The 24,673-nt window shown below is 70.2% G+C and carries 21 protein-coding genes; 12 read left to right on the plus strand and 9 right to left on the minus strand.

Annotated elements, in window-relative coordinates; all coding sequences use genetic code 11:
- Window position 1: 1 nt before the first annotated feature.
- From ahcY to metK, 3 genes are all read right to left on the minus strand, one after another.
- Window positions 2-1,411, minus strand: a complete 1,410-nt coding sequence (gene ahcY, locus BLP95_RS11200) for an adenosylhomocysteinase (protein WP_089679392.1) — start codon at window positions 1,409-1,411, stop codon at window positions 2-4.
- A gap of 77 nt (window positions 1,412-1,488) precedes the next feature.
- A complete protein-coding gene (gene ligB / locus BLP95_RS11205; RefSeq protein ID WP_089679396.1) occupies window positions 1,489-3,198 on the minus strand; it encodes an NAD-dependent DNA ligase LigB in 1,710 nt (569 codons plus the stop codon).
- 112 nt (window positions 3,199-3,310) lie between these two features.
- Window positions 3,311-4,531, minus strand: a complete 1,221-nt coding sequence (metK, locus tag BLP95_RS11210; RefSeq protein WP_089679399.1) for a methionine adenosyltransferase — start codon at window positions 4,529-4,531, stop codon at window positions 3,311-3,313.
- 265 nt (window positions 4,532-4,796) lie between these two features.
- On the opposite strand from metK, the gene tkt reads away from it, so the two are divergent.
- From tkt to BLP95_RS11250, 8 genes are all read left to right on the plus strand, one after another.
- On the plus strand, window positions 4,797-6,791 hold the full coding sequence (gene tkt / locus BLP95_RS11215; protein WP_089679402.1) for a transketolase: 1,995 nt from the start codon (window positions 4,797-4,799) through the stop codon (window positions 6,789-6,791).
- Window positions 6,792-6,987: 196 nt separating this feature from the next.
- Window positions 6,988-7,347, plus strand: a complete 360-nt coding sequence (locus BLP95_RS11220; RefSeq protein WP_089679405.1) for a CidA/LrgA family protein — start codon at window positions 6,988-6,990, stop codon at window positions 7,345-7,347.
- Window positions 7,340-8,056, plus strand: a complete 717-nt coding sequence (locus tag BLP95_RS11225; RefSeq protein WP_089679409.1) for an LrgB family protein — start codon at window positions 7,340-7,342, stop codon at window positions 8,054-8,056. Before BLP95_RS11220 ends, BLP95_RS11225 begins: the two co-directional genes overlap by 8 nt.
- Before the next feature lie 52 nt (window positions 8,057-8,108).
- The gene (locus tag BLP95_RS11230) at window positions 8,109-9,161 is read left to right on the plus strand and encodes a type I glyceraldehyde-3-phosphate dehydrogenase (protein WP_089679412.1); all 1,053 of its coding nucleotides are present in this window, start codon (window positions 8,109-8,111) and stop codon (window positions 9,159-9,161) included.
- Between the two features lie 52 nt (window positions 9,162-9,213).
- Window positions 9,214-10,383: a phosphoglycerate kinase gene (locus tag BLP95_RS11235; protein WP_089679416.1), complete on the plus strand. Its 1,170-nt coding sequence runs from the start codon at window positions 9,214-9,216 to the stop codon at window positions 10,381-10,383.
- An 84-nt stretch (window positions 10,384-10,467) separates the two neighbouring features.
- On the plus strand, window positions 10,468-11,532 hold the full coding sequence (fba, locus tag BLP95_RS11240) for a class II fructose-bisphosphate aldolase (protein WP_089679418.1): 1,065 nt from the start codon (window positions 10,468-10,470) through the stop codon (window positions 11,530-11,532).
- Between the two features lie 163 nt (window positions 11,533-11,695).
- Window positions 11,696-12,382 carry an HAD family hydrolase gene (locus BLP95_RS11245; RefSeq protein WP_089679421.1) on the plus strand — a complete coding sequence of 229 codons (687 nt, stop codon included), beginning with the start codon at window positions 11,696-11,698 and terminating at the stop codon, window positions 12,380-12,382.
- Window positions 12,383-12,491: 109 nt separating this feature from the next.
- Window positions 12,492-12,866, plus strand: a complete 375-nt coding sequence (locus BLP95_RS11250; protein WP_089679424.1) for a translation initiation factor Sui1 — start codon at window positions 12,492-12,494, stop codon at window positions 12,864-12,866.
- On the opposite strand, the gene BLP95_RS11255 is transcribed toward BLP95_RS11250, so the two are convergent.
- On the minus strand, window positions 12,847-13,731 hold the full coding sequence (locus BLP95_RS11255; protein WP_089679427.1) for an NAD-dependent protein deacetylase: 885 nt from the start codon (window positions 13,729-13,731) through the stop codon (window positions 12,847-12,849). The two genes, BLP95_RS11250 and BLP95_RS11255, sit on opposite strands and share 20 nt — an antisense overlap.
- A gap of 106 nt (window positions 13,732-13,837) precedes the next feature.
- Here BLP95_RS11255 and BLP95_RS11260 point away from each other — a divergent pair, with 106 nt between their 5' ends.
- A complete protein-coding gene (locus tag BLP95_RS11260; protein WP_089679430.1) occupies window positions 13,838-14,734 on the plus strand; it encodes a nuclease-related domain-containing protein in 897 nt (298 codons plus the stop codon).
- Window positions 14,735-14,745: 11 nt separating this feature from the next.
- Here the strand turns inward: BLP95_RS11260 and BLP95_RS11265 are convergent, their stop codons facing one another.
- From BLP95_RS11265 to glnA, 5 genes are all read right to left on the minus strand, one after another.
- A complete protein-coding gene (locus BLP95_RS11265; RefSeq protein WP_089679432.1) occupies window positions 14,746-16,095 on the minus strand; it encodes a deoxyguanosinetriphosphate triphosphohydrolase in 1,350 nt (449 codons plus the stop codon).
- A gap of 56 nt (window positions 16,096-16,151) precedes the next feature.
- A complete protein-coding gene (ntrC, locus tag BLP95_RS11270; protein WP_089679435.1) occupies window positions 16,152-17,567 on the minus strand; it encodes a nitrogen regulation protein NR(I) in 1,416 nt (471 codons plus the stop codon).
- Window positions 17,560-18,606 (minus strand): nitrogen regulation protein NR(II), encoded by a 1,047-nt coding sequence (gene glnL / locus BLP95_RS11275; RefSeq protein ID WP_089679702.1) that lies wholly within the window; start codon window positions 18,604-18,606, stop codon window positions 17,560-17,562. Before glnL ends, ntrC begins: the two co-directional genes overlap by 8 nt.
- A 413-nt stretch (window positions 18,607-19,019) precedes the next feature.
- Window positions 19,020-19,583, minus strand: coding sequence for a DUF4124 domain-containing protein (locus BLP95_RS11280; protein ID WP_089679438.1), 564 nt, complete (start codon window positions 19,581-19,583; stop codon window positions 19,020-19,022).
- A 153-nt stretch (window positions 19,584-19,736) separates the two neighbouring features.
- A complete protein-coding gene (glnA, locus tag BLP95_RS11285; RefSeq protein ID WP_089679440.1) occupies window positions 19,737-21,143 on the minus strand; it encodes a glutamate--ammonia ligase in 1,407 nt (468 codons plus the stop codon).
- 451 nt (window positions 21,144-21,594) lie between these two features.
- On the opposite strand from glnA, the gene BLP95_RS11290 reads away from it, so the two are divergent.
- From BLP95_RS11290 to BLP95_RS11300, 3 genes are all read left to right on the plus strand, one after another.
- Window positions 21,595-22,143 (plus strand): hypothetical protein, encoded by a 549-nt coding sequence (locus tag BLP95_RS11290; RefSeq protein WP_089679442.1) that lies wholly within the window; start codon window positions 21,595-21,597, stop codon window positions 22,141-22,143.
- A 99-nt stretch (window positions 22,144-22,242) separates the two neighbouring features.
- Complete coding sequence (gene typA, locus BLP95_RS11295; protein ID WP_089679446.1) at window positions 22,243-24,069, plus strand: translational GTPase TypA; 1,827 nt, start codon at window positions 22,243-22,245, stop codon at window positions 24,067-24,069.
- Between the two features lie 181 nt (window positions 24,070-24,250).
- Window positions 24,251-24,574: a hypothetical protein gene (locus BLP95_RS11300; RefSeq protein ID WP_089679449.1), complete on the plus strand. Its 324-nt coding sequence runs from the start codon at window positions 24,251-24,253 to the stop codon at window positions 24,572-24,574.
- Window positions 24,575-24,673 lie beyond the last annotated feature (99 nt).

The raw sequence follows: 24,673 nt of genomic DNA on the forward strand, positions 1-24,673 counted from the left end.
ATCAGTAACGGTAGTCGTCAGGCTTGTAGGGCCCGTCCGCCGGCACGCCGGTGTAGTCGACCTGGGCCTCGGTCATGCGGGTGATCACCCCGCCGAAGCCCTCGACCATGTAGCGGGCCACCTCCTCGTCGAGGTGGCGCGGCAGCACGCTCACCGCCAGCGCCTCGGGCCTCTCCTCGGCGGGCAGCTCGGCGAAGCGCCCCTGGTAGAGGTGCATCTGCGCCAGCACCTGGTTGGCGAAGGAGCCGTCCATCACCCGGGAGGGGTGGCCGGTGGCGTTGCCCAGGTTCACCAGGCGCCCTTCGGAGAGCAGGATCAGGTAATCGCGGCTGGCGGGGTCGAACTCGCCAGGCCGGCTGTCGCGGTAGACCTTGTGCACCTGGGGCTTGACCTCCTCCCAGTGCCAGTGGCGGCGCAGGTAGCCGGTATCGATCTCGCTGTCGAAGTGGCCGATGTTGCACACCACCGCCCCGGGCTTGAGGGTCTGCAGCATGGCGGCATCGCAGGCGGCGATGTTACCGGTGGCGGTCACCACCAGGTCGAGGCGCGCGAGCAGGGCGCGATCGATGCTGTCGAGGCCACGGTTCTCGCCGCCGACATAGGGCGAGACCACCTCGAAGCCGTCCATGCACGCCTGCATGGCACACAGCGGGTCGATCTCCACGACCTTGACGATCATCCCCTCCTGGCGCAGCGAGGCGGCCGAGCCCTTGCCCACGTCGCCGTAGCCCACCACCAGCGCCTGCTTGCCGGCCAGCAGGTGGTCGGTGGCGCGCTTGATGGCGTCGTTGAGGGAGTGGCGACAGCCGTACTTGTTGTCGTTCTTCGACTTGGTCACGGCGTCGTTGACGTTGATGGCGGGCACCCTGAGGGTGCCGGCGCGCAGCATCTCCTGCAGCCGGTGCACCCCGGTGGTGGTCTCTTCGGAGATGCCGTGGATGGCGTCGAGCAGCTCCGGGCGCTTCTCGTGGAGCAGCAGGGTCAGGTCGCCGCCGTCGTCCAGCACCAGGTTGGGGGTCCAGCCGTCGGGGCCTGCCACCGTCTGCTCGATGCACCACCAGAACTCCTCCTCGGTCTCGCCCTTCCAGGCGAACACCGGGATGCCCGCGGCGGCGATGGCGGCGGCGGCGTGGTCCTGGGTGGAGAAGATGTTGCACGAGGACCAGCGCACGCTGGCGCCCAGGTCGATCAGGGTCTCGATCAGCACCGCGGTCTGGATGGTCATGTGGATACAGCCGGCGATGCGCGCCCCGGCCAGTGGACGGGCGTCGCGGTACTGCTCGCGGATCGCCATCAGCGCCGGCATCTCGGTCTCGGCGATGCGGATCTCGCGGCGCCCCCAGTCGGCGAGCGACAGGTCGGCGACCTTGAAGTCCTGGGTCGTGGTCGGGGTCACGGCGGGCTGGTTCATGGGCTCACCTCGTGGATTGCGAAGGGGCAGCAAATGGCATGCCCCTCACTATAGGCAGGGAGCCGAGGCGGCGACAATCAACGCCCGAACCCGGTCACCCCCAGGTCGCCCAGCCGCTCGGCCAGGCGACGCACCTCGGGATGAGCGAAGAAGGCGACCAGCGCCGCGGCGCGCCCCGGCCCCACCCCGGGCAGGGCCGCCCAGTCGTCCTCGGTGCGCCCCGCCAGGGTGAACCAGTCGGCCGGCAGGGCGGCTTCCACCCCGGGGGGCGCCCCCAGCGCCTCCAGCCAGCGAGGAAAGGGCGCCTCCCTGGCCGCCGCGAAGGTCGCCGCCAGTCGGTCGGCACGCACCTCGCCGATGCCATGGGCGCGGCGCAGCGCCGCCTCGTCCAGGGCCAGCCACTCCAGCAGCCCGGTGACCAGGCCGGCCGCCACCAGCGCCTCCCAGGTGCCCGGCCCGACGCCGGCGAGGTCCAGGGCCGCGGGCCCCGAGAGCCAGGCGAGCCGTGCCAGGAACTGTTCCTCGCACCCCGCTGCCGGGCGCAGGCAGCTCAGGGCGTGGTAGGCCTCGGGGTCCGGCACCGCCAACGCCCGGCGCTCGGGGGCGCGCCAGGCCACGCCCTCGAGGCGCGGGATGGTCAGTCCCGCCAGGGCGACGATCACCTGGTCGCCGGGACGGATGTCCTGCTCACGCCAGCTCGCCAGGGAGCCCACGGAGACCCGGCGCAGGGTGCGCCCGGCCAGTTCCAGCGGCACCAGGTGCAGCAGCGGGGTGATGCGCCCGGTGCGCCCGACCGGGAAGCTCACCGCACGCACCTCGGCCAGCGCCTCGCGGGGCGGATGCTTCCAGGCCACCGCCCAGGTCGGCGGCTCGGCCTCCCAGGCCGTGCCGGGCGGGCGCGAGGCCTGGCGCAGCACCACGCCGTCGGTGGCGAAGGGCAGCGGGGAGCGGAACCACGCCTGGCGCCGGCGCTTCGCCTCGGCGGGCCCCGTCACCGGATGGGTGTAGGCGGCGGTGTCGGCGAAGCCCAGCGCCGCCAGGCGGTGCAGGCGTGTCGCCATGTCCGCCGGGCCATCCGGCCAGTCCCAGACGAAGAGCCCGACCCGGGCCGCCTCGGCCTCACCCAGGCGCTCCCGGGCCAGCAGGCCGACGACCTCGGCACGCGCCCCGGCGTCGCCGGCCTCGACCTGCACATGGCCCTGGAGGCGTCGGTAGAGCTCACCCTGCAGCACGGCATCCAGGGGCTCGGGCAGGCGTTCCGGCACCGCCGGCAGCCGACGTACCCGGGCGGTCCACTCCTGGCCGGCCACGCCGTCGCCGCGGCTGATGGCCGCCACCAGCGCGCCGCGACGATAGACCAGGGTCACCGCCACCCCGTCCACCTTGGGCTGGACCCAGGCGTCGTGGCGACGCGCGAGCCAGCGCGCCACCGCCTCGGCGTCCGGCAGCTTGGCCAGTCCCGTCTGGGGGATCGGGTGGTGCGCCTGGTCCCCGGGATGGCCCGTCGGATGGCCCATGGAAGTGGGCGAGGCGGCCGCCTCGGGCACCCGCCCGGGAAAGCAGCGTCGCCAGGCGTCGAGGCGTGCGCGGGCCTGGTCGTAGACGTCGTCGCTGACCATGGACTCGCCGCGCCGGTAGTAGGCGTCGTCCCACTGGGCCAGGCGTTCGACCAGCGCCGCGACATCGCCGGTCGAGGGCACTCGGGGACAGGCGTCGGCGGCCCAGGTAACCGGGGCCAGCAACCAGAGGGTGAGCCAGAGCAGGGGCAGGAAGGAAGCAGTCGGCATGGGCAGTGCCCTGCGGCGTGGGCCTGTTCCCTACCATAGCAACGGGCCCCGCGCGGCGCTGCCGGCGGGGCCCGTCATTGCCTGTCAGCCAGGGCTTACACGACCTTCGCGATCAGAGACCGGCGGCCTGGCGCAGGGCGTGGGCGCGGTCGGTCTTCTCCCAGGGGAAGGCGGTGAAGGTCTCGGTGTGCTCCTGGCCCTGGGTATCAGTCCAGGTGTAGGAGGTCTCGAAGGGCTCGCGGCCGAAGTGGCCATAGGCCGAGGTCAGCCGGTACATCGGGTGCAGCAGGTCGAGCATGCGGGTGATGGCGTGGGGGCGCAGGTCGAAGTGCTCGCGCACCAGCGCGATGATCCGCGCATCGTCCACCCTGCCGGTGCCAAAGGTGTTGACCGAGACCGAGGTGGGCTCGGCCACGCCGATGGCGTAGGAGACCTGGATCTCGCACTTGTCGGCGAGGCCCGCGGCGACGATGTTCTTGGCCACGTAGCGCCCGGCATAGGCGGCGCTGCGATCGACCTTGGAGGGGTCCTTGCCGGAGAAGGCGCCACCGCCGTGGCGGGCCATGCCGCCGTAGGTGTCGACGATGATCTTGCGCCCGGTGAGGCCGCAGTCGCCCACCGGCCCGCCGATCACGAACTTGCCGGTGGGGTTGATGTGGTACTTGGTCTCGGCGGAGAGCCATTCGGCGGGGATCACCTGCTCGATGATCTCGCGCCTGACCATCTTGCGCAGCTCCTGCTGGTCGATGCCCGGGTCGTGCTGGGTGGAGAGCACGATGGCATCCACCGCGCAGGGGCGCCCCTCGGCGTCGTACTGGAAGGTGAGCTGGCTCTTGGCGTCCGGACGCAGCCAGGGCAGCAGGCCGTGCTTGCGCAGCTCCGCCTGGCGCTCCACCAGGCGGTGGGCGTAGTGGATCGGCGCCGGCATGAAGCTGTCGGTCTCGTTGGTGGCGTAGCCGAACATCAGCCCCTGGTCGCCGGCGCCCTGGTCCTCGGGCTTGGTGCGATCCACACCCTGGGCGATATCCACGCTCTGCTTGCCGATCAGGTTGAGCACGCCGCAGGTCTGGCCATCGAAGCCGACATCCGAGGAGGTGTAACCGATGCCGGTGATCACCTCGCGCACGATCGCCTCGAGGTCGACCCAGGCGGAGGTGGTGATCTCACCGGCGACGATCGCCACGCCGGTCTTGACCAGGGTCTCGCAGGCCACCCGTGCCTGCTTGTCGCGGGCGATGATGGCGTCGAGCACCGCGTCGGAGATCTGGTCGGCGATCTTGTCCGGGTGTCCCTCGGAGACGGATTCGGAGGTAAACAGGGAGTATTCGCTCATGGCGTCCTCGACCGTGATGGCACGGATATCACAACAAGTCACAAGAACAGGCCGCGGCGGGCCTCATATTGGGGCCAAGAGTCTACACGCTGGGCCTGCGCCCGGCATCCACGATTTGAAGCGCGCCGTCAAGTCGGCGACAATACGCCACCGACTTCGACCGCGCCGCGCCCGTCCCGCACGGCGCCCGATCCAGCCGAACCGCTCGCCCCGCCACCCCCTCGGCGAGGGCCGCACGCATATTGCCGCAGGCGAGGAGCTTTCAATGCCGTCCCGTTTCGAACTGGCCAATGCCATTCGCGCCCTCTCCATGGATGCCGTCCAGAAGGCCAAGTCAGGCCATCCCGGCGCGCCCATGGGCATGGCCGACATCGCCGAGGTGCTGTGGAACGACTACCTCAAGCACAACCCGGCCGACCCGAAGTGGCCCGACCGCGACCGCTTCGTGCTCTCCAACGGCCACGGCTCCATGCTGCTCTACTCGCTGCTGCACCTGACCGGCTACGACCTCGAGCTGGAGCAGCTGCGCAACTTCCGCCAGCTGCACTCCAAGACCCCGGGGCATCCCGAGCTCGGCTATACCCCGGGCATCGAGACCACCACCGGCCCGCTGGGCCAGGGCCTGGCCAATGCCGTGGGCATGGCGCTCGCCGAGAAGACCCTGGCGGCCCAGTTCAACCGCCCCGGCCACACCATCGTCGACCATCACACTTACTGCTTCCTGGGCGACGGCTGCCTGATGGAGGGGGTCTCCCACGAGGCCTGCTCCCTGGCCGGCACCCAGAAGCTCGGCAAGCTGATCGCCTTCTATGACGACAACGGCATCTCCATCGACGGCGAGGTCGAGGGCTGGTTCACCGACGACACCGCCAAGCGCTTCGAGGCCTACGGCTGGCACGTGGTGCCCAACGTCGACGGCCACAAGCCCGAGGAGATCCGCGCCGCCATCGAGACCGCCCGCAGCCAGGACGACAGGCCCAGCCTGATCATCTGCAAGACGGTGATCGGCTTCGGCGCCCCCAACAAGCAGGGCAAGGAGGAGTGCCACGGCGCGCCCCTGGGCGAGGACGAGGTCGCCGCCGCCCGCGAGCGACTGAACTGGCCCCACGCCCCCTTCCATGTGCCCGAGGCGATCTACCAGGGCTGGGACGCCACCGAGGCGGGCAAGACGCGCCAGGACGAGTGGCAGGCACGCCTCGAGCGCTATGCCGAGGCCCATCCGGACCTGGCGCGCGAGTTCCAGCGTCGCATGCAGGGCAAGCTGCCCCTGGAACTGCCCACCGAGGCGATGCTGCAGAAGGCCCAGGACGACGGCGAGAACCTCGCCTCGCGCAAGGCCTCGCTGAACTGTCTCAACACCCTGGGGCCGGAGCTGCCCGAGCTGCTCGGCGGCAGCGCCGACCTGGCGCCCTCCAACCTGACCTTCTGGGACGGCGCCCAGGCGATCACCCCCGAGACCCCGGGAGGCAACTACCTGCATTACGGGGTACGCGAGTTCGGCATGGGCGCGATCATGAACGGCATCGCGCTGCACGGCGGCTTCATCCCCTACGGCGCCACCTTCCTGATCTTCATGGAGTACATGCGCAATGCCGTGCGCATGGCCGCGCTGATGGGCCAGCAGGCCATCTACGTCTTCACCCATGACTCCATCGGCCTGGGCGAGGACGGCCCTACCCACCAGCCGGTCGAGCAGCTCACCTCCCTGCGCTCGACCCCCAACCTGCTGATCTGGCGCCCCTGCGATGCCGCCGAGACCGCCGCGGCCTGGAACGCGGCGCTGAAGCGCCAGTCGGGCCCCACCGCCCTGGTCCTCTCGCGCCAGGGCCTGCCGCACCAGGCCCGCACCAAGCAGCAGCTGGCCAACATCCAGCGCGGCGGCTATGTGCTCAAGGACTGCGAGGGCACGCCCGAGCTGATCCTGATCGCCACCGGCTCCGAGGTGGGCCTGGCCATGGACGCCGCCGCCGAGCTCACCCAGCAGGGCCGGGCCGTGCGCGTGGTCTCCATGCCCTCCACCTACCGCTTCAACGGCCAGGAGGCCGAGTACCGCGAGAGCGTACTGCCCAGGGCCGTGACCAAGCGCATCGCCATCGAGGCCGGCCACGCCGACTACTGGCACAAGTTCGTCGGCCTCGACGGGCGCATCATCGGCATGAAGAGCTACGGCGAGTCCGCCCCGGCGGGCGACCTGTTCAAGCACTTCGGGTTCACCGTGGAGAACGTGGTCAAGCAGGCCAACGAGCTGCTGGAGGGCTGAGGCGACGCGATCGCCATTGACGACGACGAGGGGCACGACCATCCGGTCGTGCCTTTTTTCGTTGCCCGGCCACCGCCTCAGGCGACGGTGACCTCCGACGACAGCGGCGGGGGCGGCCGAGGCTGGGTCGCGGCCGGGACAAGAATAGCGTGCTAACATGCTCGCCTTCCGCTGTCGCGACTCAGGAGGCGTCTCCATGCCCGCACTGCGCGGTTTCCTCTGGCTGATCGGCTTCCTGCTGCTCGGCGAGGTACTGATCACCCTCACCGGCCTGCCCGTCTCCGCCGGCGTCGTCGGCATGCTGCTGCTGACCGTCTGGCTGATTCTCCACGGCGGCGGCTTCGACGACATCGCCGCCGCGGCTAGACCGCTGATCGCCGTGCTGGCGCTGCTGATCATGCCCGGGGTGGTGGGGATCTTCTTCATGCTCGACGAGCTGGCCGGCCAGCTGACCGCGATCCTCGCCGCCCTGCTGCTGGGCACCCTGCTCAGCGTCTTCACCACCCTGTGGCTGCTGCGCCGCCTGGTGGGCGACGAGGGCCAGCGCGATGCCTGAGCTGCTCGATCACCTGATGGCCTCCCCGCTGGCCGCCGTGGCGCTGACCCTGGCCGCCTACTTCGCCGGCGAGCGATTGTTCCGCGCTGCTCGGGCCCCCGCCTGGTGCCCGCCGATCCTGGTCGCCGCGCTCCTGCTGGCGGGCGTGCTGGCGCTGCTCGCCATCGACTACGCCGACTACCGTCGCGGCGCCGGCTGGCTGATGCTGCTGCTGGGGCCCGCCACGGTGGCGCTGGGCCTGCCGCTCTACCAGCAGATGGGCCATGTCCGCGCCCTGTGGCGCCCGCTGCTCGCCTGCCTGCCCGTCGCCGCCGGCATGGCCGCGCTCTACGCGGTGGGCATCGCCTGGTTGCTGGGGGCGCCACCGGAGACCCTCGCCTCGCTGGCCCCCAAGTCGGTCACCGCCCCCATCGCCATCGCCATCACCGAACGCCTCGGCGGCTCGGTGCCACTGATGATGGGCGGCCTGCTGGTCACCGGGGTGGCGGCGATCGGTGCCGTGGGCCTCATGGCCCGCTGGCTCGACATCCGCGACGAGCGCCTGCTGGGCCTGGCGCTGGGCATCAACGGCCATGCACTGGGCACGGTGCGTGCCTTCGAGATCGGCCCCACCGCCGGTGCCTTCGCCTCGCTGGGCATGAGTCTCACCGGTATCCTCACCGCCCTGCTGCTGCCGCTGGCCTGGCGCCTGCCGGGACTCGTCGGCTGAAATGCGCTAGAATCGCCGGTTCTCGAGAGCCCCAGGAGAGACCCTCACCGCCATGGCCCATCGCATCGCCATCAACGGCTACGGCCGCATCGGCCAGTGCGTGCTGCGCGCCCTGTTCGAGGAGCAGCAGAAGGCCACCGCGGCGGGGCGTGCCGGCTCGGCGCTCGAGGTCGTGGCGATCAACGAGCTCTCGGACCTGGCCACCATCGCCTACCTGACCCGCTACGACACCACCCACGGGCGCTTCCCCGGCAGCGTGGAGAGCGGCGAGGGCCACCTGGTGATCGACGGGCAGCCGATCCGGGTGCTCAACGAGGCCGATCCCGACCGCCTGCCCTGGGCGGAGCTGGGCATCGACCTGGTGCTGGAGTGTTCCGGCAGCTTCCGGGACCGCGCCACCGCCGCGCGCCACCTGGCCGCCGGCGCCGGCCGCCTGCTGTTCTCCCAGCCCGCCGAGAACGACGTCGACGCCACCATCGTCAGCGGCATCAACGACCACGAGCTGGCCCCCGCCCAGCGCATCGTCTCGGCCGCCTCCTGCACCACCAACTGCCTGGTGCCGGTGCTCACCGTGCTGGACGAGGCGCTGGGCATCGAGCATGGCGTCACCACCACCATCCACTCGGCGATGAACGACCAGCCGGTGATCGACGCCTACCACCAGACCGACCTGCGCCTGACCCGCTCCGCCATGCACTCCATCGTGCCGGTGGACACCGGCCTGGCGCTGGGCATCAACCGCCTGATGCCGCACCTGGCCGGCCGCTTCGAGTGCCTGCACGTGCGCGTGCCCACCATCAACGTCTCGGCCATGGACCTGGCCATCACGGTGAGGCGCGACACCAGCGCCGCCGAGGTCAACGCCCTGCTCGCCGAGGCCAGCCGCGGGCGCCTGGCCGGACGGCTCGGCTACACCGAAGAGCCCATGGCCTCGGTCGACTTCAACCACGATCCGCGCTCCGGTATCGTGGACGCCACCCAGACCCGGGTGGCCGGCGGCCGCCTGCTCAAGCTGCTGTGCTGGTTCGACAACGAGTGGGGCTTCGCCAACCGCATGCTCGACGTCGCCCGGCGCCTGGCGGCCCTGCCGCCCGCTACCCCTTGAGCCTTCGCCGAAGAACTACCGCCCCAGGTTTCCAGATGAGGAACGCCCCCCGATGAACGTGCGCAAGATGACCGACCTCGACCTCAGCGGAAAGCGCGTGCTGATCCGCGAGGACCTCAACGTACCCGTCAAGCACGGCAAGGTCTCCAGCGACGCCCGCCTGCGCGCCGCCCTGCCCTCCATCCAGGCCGCCCTGGACGCCGGTGCCCGGGTGCTGCTGATGAGCCACCTGGGCCGCCCCACCGAGGGCGAGCCGGCCGGGGAGTTCTCCCTGGCGCCGGTGGCCGAGCACCTGGGCGAGCTGCTGGGCCGCCCGGTGCGCCTGGTCACCGCCTACCTGGAGGACGAGGTCGAGGTGGCCGACGGCGAGGTGGTGCTGCTGGAGAACGTGCGCTTCAACCCGGGCGAGAAGAAGGACGACGAGGCGCTGGCGAGGCGCTATGCGGCGCTCTGCGACGTCTACGTGATGGACGCCTTCGGCACCGCCCACCGCGCCCAGGCCTCCACCCACGGGGTGGCGCGCTTCGCCCCGCTGGCCTGCGCCGGTCCGCTGCTGGCCGCCGAGCTCGACGCCCTGGAGAAGGCGCTGGCCACCCCGGCTCGCCCCATGGCGGCCATCGTCGGCGGCTCCAAGGTCTCCACCAAGCTGGAGGTGCTCAACGCCCTCTCCGAACGCTGCGACCAGCTGATCGTCGGCGGTGGCATCGCCAATACCTTCATCGCCGCGGCGGGCCACAACGTCGGCAAGTCGCTGCACGAGGCCGACCTGATCGACCAGGCCAAGGCCCTGATGGCCAGGGTCGAGATCCCGCTGCCCAGCGACGTGGTGGTAGCCACCGAGTTCTCCGAGTCCGCCGAGGCGGTGGTCAAGCCGGTGGACCAGGTGGCGGACAACGAGATGATCCTCGACATCGGCCCCGAGAGCGCCGCGCGCCTGGCCGCCCTGCTCAAGGACGCCGGCACCATCCTGTGGAACGGCCCGGTGGGCGTGTTCGAGATCGACCAGTTCGGCCGCGGCACCGAGGTGATCGCGAAGGCCATCGCCGAGAGCCCGGCCTTCTCCATCGCCGGCGGCGGCGACACCCTGGCCGCCATCGACAAGTATGGCATCGCCGAGCGGGTCTCCTACATCTCCACCGGCGGCGGCGCCTTCCTCGAGTACGTCGAGGGCAAGACCCTGCCGGCGGTGGCCGCCCTGGAGGCCGCCGCGGCCCGGGGCTGATAGACTGGCTCCACTTCAGGACCCCCTTTTGCCACGCGGCGGCGCCCGACGGGACCGCCGCCATCACGACAGACAGGTGACACCATGGCACTGATCAGCATGCGCCAGCTGCTGGACCACGCCGCCGAGCACGGTTACGGCGTGCCGGCCTTCAACGTCAACAACCTCGAGCAGATGCGCGCCATCATGGAGGCCGCCGACCGCACCGACTCCCCGGTGATCGTCCAGGCCTCCGCCGGCGCGCGCAAGTACGCCGGCGCCCCCTTCCTGCGCCACCTGATCCTGGCCGCGGTGGAGGAGTTCCCGCATATCCCGGTGGTGATGCACCAGGACCACGGCACCAGCCCTGCGGTGTGCCAGCGCTCCATCCAGCTGGGCTTCTCCTCGGTGATGATGGACGGCTCCCTGGGCGAGGACGGCAAGACCCCGACCAGCTACGACTACAACGTCGACGTCACCCGCCGCACCGTGGAGATGGCCCACGCCTGCGGCGTCTCCGTGGAGGGTGAGCTGGGCTGCCTGGGCAGCCTGGAGACCGGCATGGCCGGCGAGGAGGACGGCATCGGCGCCGAGGGCAAGCTCGACATGGAGCAGCTGCTCACCGACCCCGAGGAGGCCGCCGACTTCGTCAAGGCCACCGGGGTGGATGCCCTGGCCATCGCCATCGGCACCAGCCACGGCGCCTACAAGTTCACCCGGCCGCCCACCGGCGACACCCTCTCCATCCAGCGCATCAAGGAGATCCACGCCCGCATCCCCGACACCCACCTGGTGATGCACGGCTCCTCCTCGGTGCCCCAGGAGTGGCTCGAGGTGATCAACGCCCACGGCGGCGAGATCCCCGAGACCTACGGCGTGCCGGTCGAGGAGATCATCGAGGGCATCAAGCACGGCGTGCGCAAGGTCAACATCGACACCGACCTGCGCCTGGCCTCCACCGGTGCGGTGCGTCGCTTCCTGGCCGAGAACCCCAGCGAGTTCGACCCGCGCAAGTTCCTCAAGGAGACCGTCTCCGCCATGCGCGAGCTGTGCATCGCCCGCTACGAGGCCTTCGGCACCGCCGGCAACGCCTCGAAGATCAAGCCGATCAACCTGGAGGCGATGTTCGAGCGCTACGCCAGCGGCGAGCTCGACCCCAAGGTGCGCTGAGGCGCACGCCGCACGACCGACGGGCGACCCTTTGGGTCGCCCGTTGCGGTTGGCGACCCCGGCAGCCCCCAACTTTAGAAACAGTGTTCACAAAGTCCGCCATCTCGGCTTACACTAAGGGAGAACGTCGACATACCCTTGGCCACACCCGCGAGGACTGGTGATGCCACGCTCCCTCTGCCTGCTCTTCGACTGCGACGGTACCCTGGTCGACAGCGAGCCGCTGCTCGCCGACGAGATGGCCACCGCGCTCAACGCCGTGGGCCTGCCCTTCCAGGCCAGCGACTACATCGGCGAGTTTCGCGGGGCCCGCTTCCGACGCATCGTGGCCGAGCTGGAGAGCCGCCACGGCCGGGTGGACCCCGAGGCCCTGGGGCCGCTGGAGAGCACCATGCGCGCCAACCTCAACCGGCGCCTGGCCACCGAGCTCACCCCCATCGAGGGCGCCACCGAGGCACTCGCGGCGCTCTCCGACTACCCCATGGGCGTGGTCTCCAACGGGCCCGAGAACAAGATCCGCACCTCCCTCGAGGCGACCGGCCTCGAGACCCTGTTCGGTGATCACCTGTTCAGCGCCTACACCGCCAACTGCTGGAAGCCCGATCCCTGCCTCTACGCCCATGCGGCACACGAGATGGGCTACCCTCCGGCGCGCTGCCTGGCCATCGAGGATTCGGTGGTGGGCGTGCGGGCCGCGCTGGCCGCCGGCATGACGGTGGTACACCTCAACCGCTACCCGGACGTCGAGCAGACCCCGGAAGGCGCGATCATGATCACCAGCATGTTCCAACTGCCCACTGTGGTCGCCCGCCTGGCCCGGGAGCTCGCTCCCCGCGTCATCGCCCGCTGAGCGGGCCCGGCGAGCCCACCCGCCGAGCCCTGTCGAGTCATCATGCAGCCGGCGGCCACAGCCGCTATCATCCCGGCCATGTTCCTCCACCACTCCGGGAGTCCTCTCCATGCCATCCCTCCAGGACCAGCTGCGCGGCCTCGTCTACTCCACCGAGCACGGCGAGACCTGTCCCGACTGTCGCCAGCCCATCGCCGAGTGCCGCTGCGCCGAGCAGGCGGAGCAGGCCCGCCTGGCCGAGCTCGACGGCATCGTGCGCCTCCGCCGGGAGACCAGCGGCCGCAAGGGCAAGGGGGTGACCACCATCGGCGGCGTGCCGCTGCCCGAGGCCGAGCTCAAGGCCCTGGCCAAGGCCCTCAAGAAGCGTTGCGGCACCGGCGGCGCGGTCAAGGAAGGCGTGATCGAGATCCAGGGCGACCAGCGCGAGGTCCTCAAGGCGGAGCTGGAGGCGCGCGGCTACACGGTCAGGCTGGCCGGCGGCTGAGGTCGGGTGCCAGCCGCTCGGCCAGGGCGGCGAGGGAGGCCTCCAGCGGCGCCGCCACCTTCAGCGCGTAGAGGTCGTCGGCCCGCGTGCGCCCCAGATTGAGGCAGGCGATGGGCTTGCCGTCGCGGGCCGCGGCGCGGGCGAAGCGGAAGCCGGAATAGACCATCAGCGACGAGCCCACCACCAGCAGGGCGTCGCTGGCCTCGAGCAGGGCGAAGGCCCGCGCCACCTCGTCGCTCGGCACGCTGTCGCCGAAGAACACCACGTCGGGCTTCCAGATGCCGTCGCCGCAGCGCGAGCAGGCCGGCACCCGGAAGCCCGAGAAGTCCGCCTCCAGGTCGGCATCGCCATCCGGAGCCGCCCCCGCCTCCTGCCTCGCCCAGCGCGGATTGAGCGCCTCCAGCTCGGCGTGCAGCGCATGGCGCATGCGACGGGCGCCGCAGCCCATGCAGCGCACCCGGTCGGCGCGGCCATGGAGGTCGATCACCCGGCGCGAGCCGGCGCGCTGGTGCAGGCCGTCGACGTTCTGGGTGATCACCCCGCGTACCACGCCCTGTGCCTCCAGCCGCGCCAGGGCCCGGTGGGCGGCGCTGGGGCGCGCCTCGCCCAGGGTACGGAACCCCACCAGGGCGCGCGCCCAGTAGCGCTGCCGGGCGGCGTGGCTGCCCATGAACTGGCGGTGCTGCATGGGCGGCGAGCGCTTCCACTCGCCGGCGGCGTCCCGATAGTCGGGGATCCCGCTGGCGGTGCTGATCCCCGCGCCGCTGAGCACCGCCAGCCGCGGGTGACGCTCGATGAAGGCGACCAGCGCCTCCAGGCTCGCCGGGTCGAGGGGGGTAAGGGAAGTTGCCGTCGCTGCCGTCATCCTGCTGCCTCGCTGCCTGCGCCGAACAGAGCATGGCCCCCGGGGGGCGGGGTTGTCTAGAATGGGGCGACCTCCGCCGCACCCTGCGCATGGGCAAGGAACCCCGATGGCCTGGCTGGAATACCTGCTCCCCCTGATCTTCCTGTTTCCGCTCGCCGCCATGGGGGTGATCGTGGTGGCGCTGCGCAACCTGCATGACGCCCGGGTGCGCTCGCCCTTCGACGCCCGGCCGCTGCGCGAGCCCGGCCAGCACCTGCGCGACCGCCTCGACGACGCCTTCGCCGGCCTCTACCTCAACGGCGCCCTCGGCCCCCTGGTCACCCTGGTGCCGCTGGTCTACGGCATGGGGCGCATGATCGTCTCCCATGAGCAGCACTGGGTGGAGTGGGCCCTCTACGGCGCGCTGAGCACCCTGCTGGTGCTGGGCTACAGCTTCCGGCTGATGCGCGACTTCCAGCGCATCCGGCGCCTCAAGCTGGGGCTCGCCTGCGAACTGGCGGTGGGCCAGGAGCTCGAGCGCCTGGTGCGCCCCGAGGCCCACCCCTTCTATGTCTTCCACGACATCCCCGCGGGCGGCACCCGCATCGACCATGTGGTGGTGACCCCCTGCGGGGTCTTCGTGGTGGAGACCCGCGCCCGCACCCGCCCCTTCGCCCCCTCCGGCGAGGAGCTCGACCGGCTGGTGGTGGAGAAGGCGCGGCTGCGCTTCCCGGGCTGGAGCGAACGCAAGCCGCTGGCCAAGACCCGCGAGCTGGCGCGCTGGATGGCCGACTGGCTCGCCGAGCGCACCGGTCACGCGGTGCCGGTGATGGGCGTACTGACCCTGCCCGGCTGGCGGGTGGAGGCCGACGACGGCCCCGACGACCTGCTGGTGGACAGCGGCGACGACCTGGCCGGCCGCCTCGCCACGCTCTGCCCCGGCGAGTTCGACGCCGCCGCCCACGACGCCGTCATCGCCACCCTGATGGCGCACACCGGCGCCAGCCGCGCGCCCGGCGCCTAGCCAAGGCCCCCTCAGTCGCCGCGCAGGCGCCCGCCCATCTCCTGGGCCAGGTCCACGGCGTAGTGGTCGGTCATGCCGCCGATGAAGTCGAGCATGCGCCGGTAGCTGTCGTAGAGGCCCCAGGAGGGACGCGGGGTGTTCTCGCCGATCAGCGCCAGCACCCGCTGGTGCTTGAAGGTGGAGCGCCCGGTGTGGTGAAGCTCGTGGGCCGCGCCGATGAAGGCCTCCAGCAGGATCCCCAGCGTCGTATAGGCGCCGATCTCCAGCTTGGCCTTGCGCTCGTTCTGGAAGATCCGCTCCCGGGCCAGCTGCTTGGCCGCCTTCACCCCCCAGTCCAGGTCCGGATGACAGAGCTCGAGCAGGTCCTGGCGCAGCCGCCCGGCGAGCAGCTCCGCCTCGTGCTGCACGAACACCGCGCCGACGTCGCTGACCGCCCGCTCCATGGCCGCCCCGCGCAGGGCGGCGATGCGCCGCCGCTGGGAGACCCCCTGGCGCTGCATGGCGGCATAGTCGTGGGGCTCGCCGCCGGCGATCTGGATCAGGATATCGGCGACCTCGTCGAAGCGCAGGATGCCCATCTCCAGGCCATCCTCCAGGTCGAGCAGCGCGTAGCAGATGTCATCGGCGGCCTCCACCAGCCAGGCCAGGGGGTGGCGACACCAGCGCCCCTCCCCGCCGGCGGGCAGCCCCAGGCGCTCGGCCACCTCCACCAGCAGGTGGCGCTCGCTCTGGTAGCAGCCGAACTTGCCCATGGCCCCGCCGTGTTCCACCGTCCAGGGGTACTTGAGCAGGGTGCCCAGCGTCGCCGTGGTCAGGCGCATGCCGCCGCGGAACTGGTTGTACTCGATCTGGGTGATCACCCGGAAACCCTGGGCGTTGCCCTCATAGGTGAGCAGGTCCTCGCGCTCCAGCGGCGAGAGCCCCTCGAGCAGGCCGCTGCCGTCGGCCTCGGCGCGCTTGAACCAGTCGCGGATGGCGTACTCCCCGGCATGCCCGAAGGGCGGGTTGCCGATGTCGTGACCCAGGCAGGCGGCCTGGACGATCACCCCCAGGTCGGCGGGGGTGATCCAGCCGGGCAGGCGGCCGCTCAGCCGCTCGCCGACGATCATGCCCAGCGAGCGCCCCACGCAGCCCACCTCCAGGGAGTGGGTCAGGCGGGTATGGATATGGTCGTTGTCGGTCAGCGGGTGGACCTGGGTCTTGCGCCCCAGGCGCCGGAAGGAACCGGCGAAGACGATACGGTCATGATCCTTGTGGAAGGGGCTGCGGCCGATCTCTCCGCGGCCATCGGCGGGGCGCGCGCCGCGCCGGTCGTGCAGGCGGCTTGGATCCAGCAGCCGCTCCCAGCTCATCTGCGTCATGGGCGTCTCTCCTTGAGGCGCCCATTCTGGCAGCCCCCGGCGCCGGCGCCCAGCCCCTACTCCCCCTCGGCCAGCGCCGGCAACAGGACCTTGAGCTTGCGGGTGAGGGTGTTGCGCCCCCAGCCCAGCAGCTCGGCAGCCTCGCCCTTGCGGCCGCCGGTGTGACGCAGGGCGGTCTCGATCAGGATGCGCTCGAAGTCGGGCACGGCCTCCTCCAGCAGGTGGGTGTGGCCGGCGGCCAGGGCGCGGTCGGCCCAGTCGCGGAAGGCCACCCGCCAGTCGCCGCCGGCACCGGTCGTCTCGTCGCCCTCGCCGCGCAGCTCCGGCGGCAGGTCCTCCACCAGGATCTCGCGACCCGAGGCCATCACCGTCAGCCAGCGGCAGGCGTTCTCCAGCTGGCGCACGTTGCCGGGCCAGGGCAGCCGGGTGAGGTGGCGCTCGGCCTCGGGGGTGAGCACCTTGACGTCGGTGGCCAGCTCCTTGGCCGCCTCGGCAAGGAAGTGGTTGGCCAGCCGTGGGATGTCCTCGCGCCGCTCGGCGAGCCTGGGCAGGTGCACGCGGATGACGTTGAGGCGGTGGAAGAGGTCCTCGCGGAAGCGGCCATCCTCCACCAGGCGCTCCAGGTCCTGGTGGGTGGCGGCGATGATGCGCACGTCCACCCTCACCGGGGTGTGGCCGCCGACACGGTAGAACTCGCCGTCGGCCAGCACCCGCAGCAGCCGGGTCTGGGTCTCCGCCGGCATGTCGCCGATCTCGTCCAGGAACAGGGTGCCGCCGTTGGCCTGCTCGAAGCGTCCCTGGCGCTGGGCGGTGGCCCCGGTGAAGGCGCCCTTCTCGTGACCGAACAGCTCCGACTCGATCAAGTCCTTGGGGATCGCCGCCATGTTGAGGGCGATGAACGGCTTGCCGGTGCGCGGGCTGTGCTGATGCAGGGCGCGGGCCACCCGCTCCTTGCCGGTGCCGGATTCGCCGTTGATCAGCACCGTGATATGCGAGTGCGAGAGCCGGCCGATGGCCCGGAACACCTCCTGCATCGCCGGTGCCTCGCCGATGATCTCGGCGTCCAGCCCCTCGGGCACGCTGACCGGCCGCCGGCGCTCCCGGGCATGCGCCACGGCACGGCGCACCAGGGCCAGCGCCTCGTCGACATCGAAGGGCTTGGGCAGGTACTCGAAGGCACCGCCCTGGTAGGAGGCCACGGCGCTGTCGAGGTCGGAGTGGGCGGTCATCACGATCACCGGCAGCTCGGGATGGGCCTCACGCACCCGAGCCATCAGGTCGAGGCCATCGATGCCGGGCATGCGGATATCGGTGACCAGCACGTCGGGCGGGTCGGCCAGCAGGCGCTCGAGGGCGGTATCGGCACGCTCGATGCACTCCACCTCGAGGTCGGGCTGGGCCAGGGCGCGCTCCAGCACCCAGCGGATGGCGCGGTCGTCATCGACGACCGCCACGCGTGCAACGTCAGTCATGGCGCGTCTCCAGAGGAATCAGCAGGCGGAATTCGGTATGGCCCGGCACGGAATCGCATTCGATCAGGCCCTGGTGCTGATGCAGAATGCCCTGGGCGATGGAGAGCCCCAGGCCGCTGCCGTCGGCGCGCCCCGAGACCATGGGGTAGAAGAGCGTCTCCTTGAGGGCCTCGGGGATGCCGGGGCCGTTGTCGAGGAGCGCCACCTCGGCCACCAGGCGGTGGCGCTCGGCGCCCAGGGTGAACTGGCGCCGCGCCCGGGTGCGCAGCACCAGGTGCGGTGCGGGCGTGCCCGCCTCGTGCATCGCCTCCACGGCGTTGCGCGCCACGTTGAGCACCGCCTGGATCAGCTGCGCCTCGTCACCGGCGAGGTCCGGCAGGCTGGGATCGTAGTCGCGCTCGATGTTTACCGTGGGATGCTCGGCGAGCAGCAGGCTGCGCACCCGCTCCAGCACCTTGTGGATATTGACCGGCTCATGGCGCGCCACCCGGTTGGGACCCAGCATGGAGTCCACCAGGTCGCGCAGCCGATCCACCTCCTCGATGATGATGCGGGTGAACTCGCGGTGGGCCGGGTTCTCCAGGTCGCGCTCCAGCAGCTGGGCCGCGCCACGGATGCCGCCCAGCGGGTTCTTGACCTCATGGGCGAGGCCGCGGGTCAGCACCTTGACGGTCTCCTGGCGGGTCAGCAGCGCCTCCTCCCGGGAGATGCGGATCAGGCGGTCGCGGGGCTCCACCTCCAGCAGCAACTCGTCCCGGGAGAGCGGCGTCACGGTGTAGTCCACGGTCAGCGGCTCGCCGCCCAACATCGCCAGGCGCGCCTCGCGGCGGGTGAAGGGGTGGAAGGCGTCACGCGCCTTGCTCAGCACGCCGGCCAGGCCGTCGGCCTGCTCCATCAGCGAGCAGAGCGCCACCCCCTCCACGCGGCTCAGGCTCAGCGAGAGCAGCGCCTCGGCGGCGGGGTTCATCCACACCACCCTGAGCTCGCCGTCCAGCAGCAGCACGGCGGTGGTGAGGTGTTCCATCAGGCGTTGATGCATCGCAGCGGCCATGTCGTTTCCGGGAGTCGTCGTTCTGAGGGGAGTAGTGCAAGAAGCGGGCCAGGCGTGCAGGCCCCATGATGGCGCGCCCGGCATCCCCAGGCGGCGGCATATGCGCACCAAAGTAGTGCATTGCGCGGCACCCTGCACTCTTCAGCGCTGCAGGGCGAGGCGACTCAGGGGGAGGTATCGGCGTCCGCTTCGGCCGCGGCACCTCGGCGCGAGGGCTCCGCCTCGGGCAGGCGACGCGCCGGGGCCTCCAGGCCTCGTCGCGGCGAATAGGCCTCGTCCGCCTCGGGCGGTTGGGCCGGCGGCAGGACGGGAGGATGCGGGCGATGCTCGCCGGGCGGCGGGTGGCAGGGCCTCGGACTGCCGTCCGGGCACCACGGCCAGGGTGCCCGGCGAGGGGGGAGCTAACCGGCGGGCTGGCGGTTGACGTTGGCCCGCAGCACATAGATGGTCACCGGCGCGGTGCGATGGCGCACCTCGCCGCCGGCATCCAGCAGCTCGGCCTGCAGCACGTGCTCGCCGGGGTTCATGTTGGGCACCATGAAGGCGCTGGTATGCATCGCCGACTGGCTGACCTGGCCATCCACTAGCAGCCGCACGCGGTGGTCCTCGCGCAGCCCCGGCTCGATGCCGAGATCCACGGTGATGTTGCCGGCCGCCCCTACCGGGAAGGCCTGCTCGTGGGTGGGTGAGACGATGCGGAAGCTGTCGTAGGGCATGAACGGCTGACCAGGGGAGGCCGGGGCTGCCGCGGCCCCCTCGACGCGGGGAACGGCCGGGCCGCTGCGCACCTCGCCGGTGGAGGGCACCACGGTGACCGGGGCCAGCTCCACCTGCTCGCCACCGCGGTCCGGGTTATCGGTGAACACCACGTTGCCCTGGGCGTCGGTGGTGCGGTAGATGGTCTGTGCCTGGGCCACCAGGCTCACGCCCATGCCCACCACCAGCGTCAGCACTGCCTTGTTCATGGAGAATCCCCTGCGTATCGGCTCGTCACCGGAATGGATCGACGTCGTCCTGTCGGGCTCATGCCTTGGATAGTGTAGAGAAGAAAGGGGTTCCGCCGGTAGCGGAACCCCTTTCGATTCATCTGGCACCGGCGCCCCGCGGGGCGCTCGGCATCAGCAGCTGTAGTACATGTCGAACTCGATGGGATGGGTGGTCATGCGGATGCGCTCCACATCCTCCATCTTGAGCTCGATGTAGGCATCGATCATGTCATCGGTGAAGACGCCACCCTCGGTCAGGAAGGCACGGTCGGCGTCCAGCGCCTCCAGGGCCTGGTCGAGGCTGTGGGCCACGGTGGGCACCTTCTTGCCCTCTTCCGGCGGCAGGTCATAGAGGTTCTTGTCCATGGCGTCGCCGGGGTGGATCTTGTTCTTGATGCCGTCGATGCCGGCCATCAGCATCGCCGCGAAGCACAGGTAGGGGTTCGCGGTGGGATCCGGGAAGCGCAGCTCCACGCGCTTGCCCTTGGGGCTCGCGGTGTAAGGGATGCGGATGGAGGCGGAGCGGTTGCGGGCGCTGTAGGCCAGCATCACCGGCGCCTCGAAGCCCGGCACCAGGCGCTTGTAGGAGTTGGTGGAGGCGTTGGCGAAGGCGTTCAGGGCACGCGCGTGCTTGATGATGCCGCCAATGTAGTAGAGCGCCATCTCGGAGAGGCCGGCGTACTCGTCACCCGCGAACTGGTTGACGCCCTCCTTCCAGAAGGACTGGTGCACGTGCATGCCGCTGCCGTTGTCGCCGACCAGCGGCTTGGGCATGAAGGTGGCGGTCTTGCCATAGGCGTGGGCCACGTTGTGGATCACGTACTTCATCTCCTGCACCTCGTCGGCCTTCTTGACCAGGGTGTTGAACTTGACCCCGATCTCGTTCTGGCCGGCGTTGGAGACCTCGTGGTGGTGCACCTCGACGCTCTGGCCGATCGCCTCCAGGGTGTTGCACATGGCGCCACGGATGTCGTGGAAGCTGTCCACCGGCGGCACCGGGAAGTAGCCGCCCTTGACCCGCGGACGGTGCCCCAGGTTGCCCCCCTCGACCTGGCGATCGGTGGCCCAGGCGCCCTCCTCGGAGGTGATCTTGTACATGGCGCCTTCGATGTCGGCCTTCCAGTGCACCTCGTCGAAGATGAAGAACTCGGGCTCCGGGCCGAAGAAGGCGGTGTCGCCCAGGCCGGTAGACTGCAGGTAGGCCTCGGCACGCTTGGCGATGGAGCGCGGGTCGCGGTCGTAGCCCTGCATGGTGGCCGGCTCGATGATGTCGCAGCGCAGCACCAGGGTGGCGTCCTCGGTGAAGGGATCGAGGTAGGCGGTGCCGTCCTCGGGGCGCAGGATCATGTCGGACTCGTTGATGCCCTTCCAGCCGGAGATGGAAGAGCCGTCGAACATCTGGCCGTTCTCGAAGAACTCCTCGTCCACCTCACGGGCGGGAATGGTGACGTGCTGCTCCTTGCCGACGGTGTCGGTGAAGCGCAGGTCCACCCACTTGATGTCGTGTTCTTCGATCAGGGCGAGGGTCTTGGCAGACATGATGTCCTCCGATTGAGCATGGCTCGATGGTTAGGGTGAAGCGTCGATCGCGAAGCAGGAACCTCTGCGATCTTTTGTAGCACGCCGCGGGGTTGCTGCCCACGACCGCCCGGCCTCGCCGAGCGCTGTCCATAACAATGCACGCGGCGTGCCAACCCTGCACCCATCGGCATCATCATTGCCACAAGCGCATGAAAAACATCGGCTTTTGCCGCCGACATCCGCTGCACCCCGATGACGCACCCGCCCTGGAAGAACGCTTGCACCGCCACACTGCACCCTGAAGGTGCAGGTGATCACCCTGATGCACCATGATCGATCGCATGCCGCCGCGAAATGGGTCTTTGATACATCCCTTAACCAGGAGCTACACTTATTTACATGAAACCCCGCCGGCAGCGACCCTCCTGGCCGCCATCCGGAGCCTACCGCGCCTGGCCTCGGAGCTCGCATGCCCCCTACCCTCGCCACCCTGATCCTCGACGCTCGACGCGCCGGACCGCGGCTGCCGCGGGAGCTCGCCGTGGTGGCGCCGCTTGCCGACGACCAGGAGCTGGAACTGGTGGTGCTCGACGACACCGGTGACCGCCGTGTCGCCGGCATCGCCCGGCGCTACCGGGCGCGCCACCTGCCGCTCTCCGCGGCATGCCTGGGCGAGCGCCTGAGCCTCGCCATCCCGCGCACCGCCGGCGAGGTGCTGGTGTTTCCGGTGCTCGGCTGCGTGACTGCCGCCCCGGCACTGCGGCGGCTGGCCCGCCGGGTCGCCGCCGGCGAGTTCGACGCGGTGAGCCTGACCGATGCCCGCCCGCGGCTGGTCGACCGACTGCTCGGCCGCCGCCGGATCGACGGCGAGGTCGGCGTCTGCGTGACACGCGAGTGGTACGAGCGCATCGGCGGCTGCGACCCGCGCCTCGACCACGGCGCCCTGACCGACCTGCTGACCCGCCTGCGCCACTGCGGCGCCCACATCGTCCCCGCCCAAACCATTGAAAAGGCGTGATACGGCGGCACGGAACGCAAAGTTCACGAGACAACGCTGGTAGGGGCCGCGCCTCACCCCCTATAATGCGTCCCCGTTTTTTCCCAGCAGGATCCCGTCGTGATCGAGAATCTTCGCAACATCGCCATCATCGCTCACGTCGACCACGGCAAGACCACCCTGGTCGACAAACTCCTCCAGCAGTCCGGCACCCTGGACCGCAAGGCCGAGGGGCAGGAGCGCATCATGGACTCCAACGACCAGGAGAAGGAGCGCGGCATCACCATCCTGGCCAAGAACACGGCGATCCGCTGGCAGGCCCCCGATGGCCAGGACTACCACATCAACATCGTCGACACCCCCGGACACGCCGACTTCGGCGGCGAGGTGGAGCGCGTGATGTCGATGGTCGACTCGGTGCTGCTGCTGGTGGACGCCGTCGACGGCCCCATGCCGCAGACCCGCTTCGTCACCCAGAAGGCCTTCGACCAGGGCCTCAAGCCGATCGTGGTGGTCAACAAGATCGACCGCCCCGGCGCCCGCCCCGACTGGGTCATCGACCAGATCTTCGACCTCTTCGATAACCTCGGCGCCTCCGACGAGCAGCTCGACTTCCCGATCATCTACTGCTCGGCGCTCAACGGCATCGCCGGCCCCGACCCCGACGAGCTGGCCGAGGACATGACGCCGATGTTCCAGTCCATCGTCGACATCGTCGAGCCGCCCAAGGTCGAGATCGACGGCCCCTTCCAGATGCAGATCTCGGCGCTGGACTACTCCAGCTACGTGGGTGTCATCGGCCTGGGCCGCATCACCCGCGGCTCGGTGAAGCCCAACCAGCAGGTCGTGGTGGTCAGCAAGGAAGGCAAGGAGCGCAAGGGCAAGGTCGGCCAGGTGATGACCCACCTCGGCCTCGAGCGCGTGCAGACCGACGAGGCCACCGCCGGCGACATCGTCTGCATCACCGGCATCGACGCCCTGGCGATCTCCGACACCCTGTGCGACCCGGCCGCCGTCGAGGCGCTGCCGCCGCTCTCCGTGGACGAGCCCACCGTCTCCATGACCTTCCAGGTCAACGACTCGCCCTTCGCCGGCAAGGACGGCAAGTTCGTCACCAGCCGCAACATCAAGGACCGCCTCGACCAGGAGCTGATCCACAACGTGGCGCTGCGCGTCGAGCAGGGCGACAGCCCCGAGAAGTTCATCGTCTCCGGGCGCGGCGAGCTGCACCTCTCGGTGCTGATCGAGACCATGCGCCGCGAGGGCTTCGAGCTCGCCGTGGGTCGCCCGGAGGTGATCATCCGCGAGATCGACGGCGAGAAGCAGGAGCCCTACGAGGAAGTCATCATCGACTGCGAGGAGCAGCACCAGGGCGCCATCATGGAGGAGCTCGGCTACCGCAAGGGTGAGCTCAAGAACATGAACCCCGACGGCAAGGGCCGGGTGCGCCTGGACTTCATCATTCCCGCGCGCGGGCTGATCGGCTTCCGCGGCCAGTTCATGACCCTCACCTCCGGCACCGGCATCCTCACCAGCCGCTTCGACCACTACGGCCCGCTCAAGCCCGATGCCGCCATCGAGCGTCGCAACGGCGTGTTGGTCTCCATGGTCTCCGGCAAGGCGCTGGCCTATGCCCTCTACGCCCTGCAGGAGCGCGGCAAGCTGATCATCGACCACGGCACCGAGGTCTATGAAGGCATGCTGGTGGGCATCAACAACCGCGCCAACGACATGGTGGTCAACCCCACCAAGGGCAAGAAGCTCGACAACATGCGCGCCTCGGGCAACGACGAGAACATCGTGCTGACCCCGCCGGTGAAGTTCACCCTGGAGCAGGCCATCGAGTTCCTCGACGACGACGAGCTGGTGGAGATCACCCCCAACCACATCCGCCTGCGCAAGAAGTTCCTCACCGAGAACGAGCGCAAGCGCGCCGGCAAGAAATAAGCCCCGCGCCCGCAGCAAGGCCCGCCGATCGGCGGGCCTTTTGCATTCCGGCTGTTTCATTCCGACTGTTTCATTCCGACTGTTCCAATGCTGAATGGCGCGCCTTTCGCGTCGGCGCCGCCACCCTCTATGCTGGAGCCATGCCCTGGCAGACATGCCCATCCAGAGGAGGAGAGACCCGATGCACAAGCACGTGGAGTGGGACGACCCCGGCGCGGACAGCGTGATGCGCCACTTCCAGCAGGACCCCGGCGGCTACTCGGACCCCGGCCCCGGCGACATCCTTTCGGCCCGCCACCAGGGCGCCGTGGTGCGGGTGAAGGTGGAGGCCTACGTCGACGGCACCAGCATCGGCGAGGTGGCGGCGATCATCTCGGTGGACAACGGCCGGCGGCTCAAGTCCCACGGCAAGCTGGCCCTCGGCGACACCGTGCGCCTGCCCGACGAGTGCCGGGCGCTGGAGCCGACCCTCGGCGACCCCGAGGAGCGGCCCGAGGATGACTAGTCGATAGCCGCATCTTCGGCGACGTTAACGCGTCGTAAACGCCCCGCCACTGGCTCCCGGCGTCGTTTTGCCGCAAAGTGGCGGGCTGGGCCCACAAGG

The sequence above is a fragment of the Halomonas shengliensis genome (assembly GCF_900104135.1).
In the GTDB taxonomy this organism is placed as follows: Bacteria; Pseudomonadota; Gammaproteobacteria; order Pseudomonadales; family Halomonadaceae; genus Halomonas; species Halomonas shengliensis.

Bases quoted from the DNA above. Each gene is read 5' to 3' on its own strand.
- ahcY (WP_089679392.1), bottom strand. From the start codon at position 1,411: ATGAACCAGCCCGCCGTGACCCCGACCACGACCCAGGACTTCAAGGTC.
- ligB (WP_089679396.1), bottom strand. From the start codon at position 3,198: ATGCCGACTGCTTCCTTCCTGCCCCTGCTCTGGCTCACCCTCTGGTTG.
- metK (WP_089679399.1), bottom strand. From the start codon at position 4,531: ATGAGCGAATACTCCCTGTTTACCTCCGAATCCGTCTCCGAGGGACAC.
- tkt (WP_089679402.1), top strand. From the start codon at position 4,797: ATGCCGTCCCGTTTCGAACTGGCCAATGCCATTCGCGCCCTCTCCATG.
- BLP95_RS11220 (WP_089679405.1), top strand. From the start codon at position 6,988: ATGCCCGCACTGCGCGGTTTCCTCTGGCTGATCGGCTTCCTGCTGCTC.
- BLP95_RS11225 (WP_089679409.1), top strand. From the start codon at position 7,340: ATGCCTGAGCTGCTCGATCACCTGATGGCCTCCCCGCTGGCCGCCGTG.
- BLP95_RS11230 (WP_089679412.1), top strand. From the start codon at position 8,109: ATGGCCCATCGCATCGCCATCAACGGCTACGGCCGCATCGGCCAGTGC.
- BLP95_RS11235 (WP_089679416.1), top strand. From the start codon at position 9,214: ATGAACGTGCGCAAGATGACCGACCTCGACCTCAGCGGAAAGCGCGTG.
- fba (WP_089679418.1), top strand. From the start codon at position 10,468: ATGGCACTGATCAGCATGCGCCAGCTGCTGGACCACGCCGCCGAGCAC.
- BLP95_RS11245 (WP_089679421.1), top strand. From the start codon at position 11,696: ATGCCACGCTCCCTCTGCCTGCTCTTCGACTGCGACGGTACCCTGGTC.
- BLP95_RS11250 (WP_089679424.1), top strand. From the start codon at position 12,492: ATGCCATCCCTCCAGGACCAGCTGCGCGGCCTCGTCTACTCCACCGAG.
- BLP95_RS11255 (WP_089679427.1), bottom strand. From the start codon at position 13,731: ATGACGGCAGCGACGGCAACTTCCCTTACCCCCCTCGACCCGGCGAGC.
- BLP95_RS11260 (WP_089679430.1), top strand. From the start codon at position 13,838: ATGGCCTGGCTGGAATACCTGCTCCCCCTGATCTTCCTGTTTCCGCTC.
- BLP95_RS11265 (WP_089679432.1), bottom strand. From the start codon at position 16,095: ATGACGCAGATGAGCTGGGAGCGGCTGCTGGATCCAAGCCGCCTGCAC.
- ntrC (WP_089679435.1), bottom strand. From the start codon at position 17,567: ATGACTGACGTTGCACGCGTGGCGGTCGTCGATGACGACCGCGCCATC.
- glnL (WP_089679702.1), bottom strand. From the start codon at position 18,606: ATGCATCAACGCCTGATGGAACACCTCACCACCGCCGTGCTGCTGCTG.
- BLP95_RS11280 (WP_089679438.1), bottom strand. From the start codon at position 19,583: ATGAACAAGGCAGTGCTGACGCTGGTGGTGGGCATGGGCGTGAGCCTG.
- glnA (WP_089679440.1), bottom strand. From the start codon at position 21,143: ATGTCTGCCAAGACCCTCGCCCTGATCGAAGAACACGACATCAAGTGG.
- BLP95_RS11290 (WP_089679442.1), top strand. From the start codon at position 21,595: ATGCCCCCTACCCTCGCCACCCTGATCCTCGACGCTCGACGCGCCGGA.
- BLP95_RS11300 (WP_089679449.1), top strand. From the start codon at position 24,251: ATGCACAAGCACGTGGAGTGGGACGACCCCGGCGCGGACAGCGTGATG.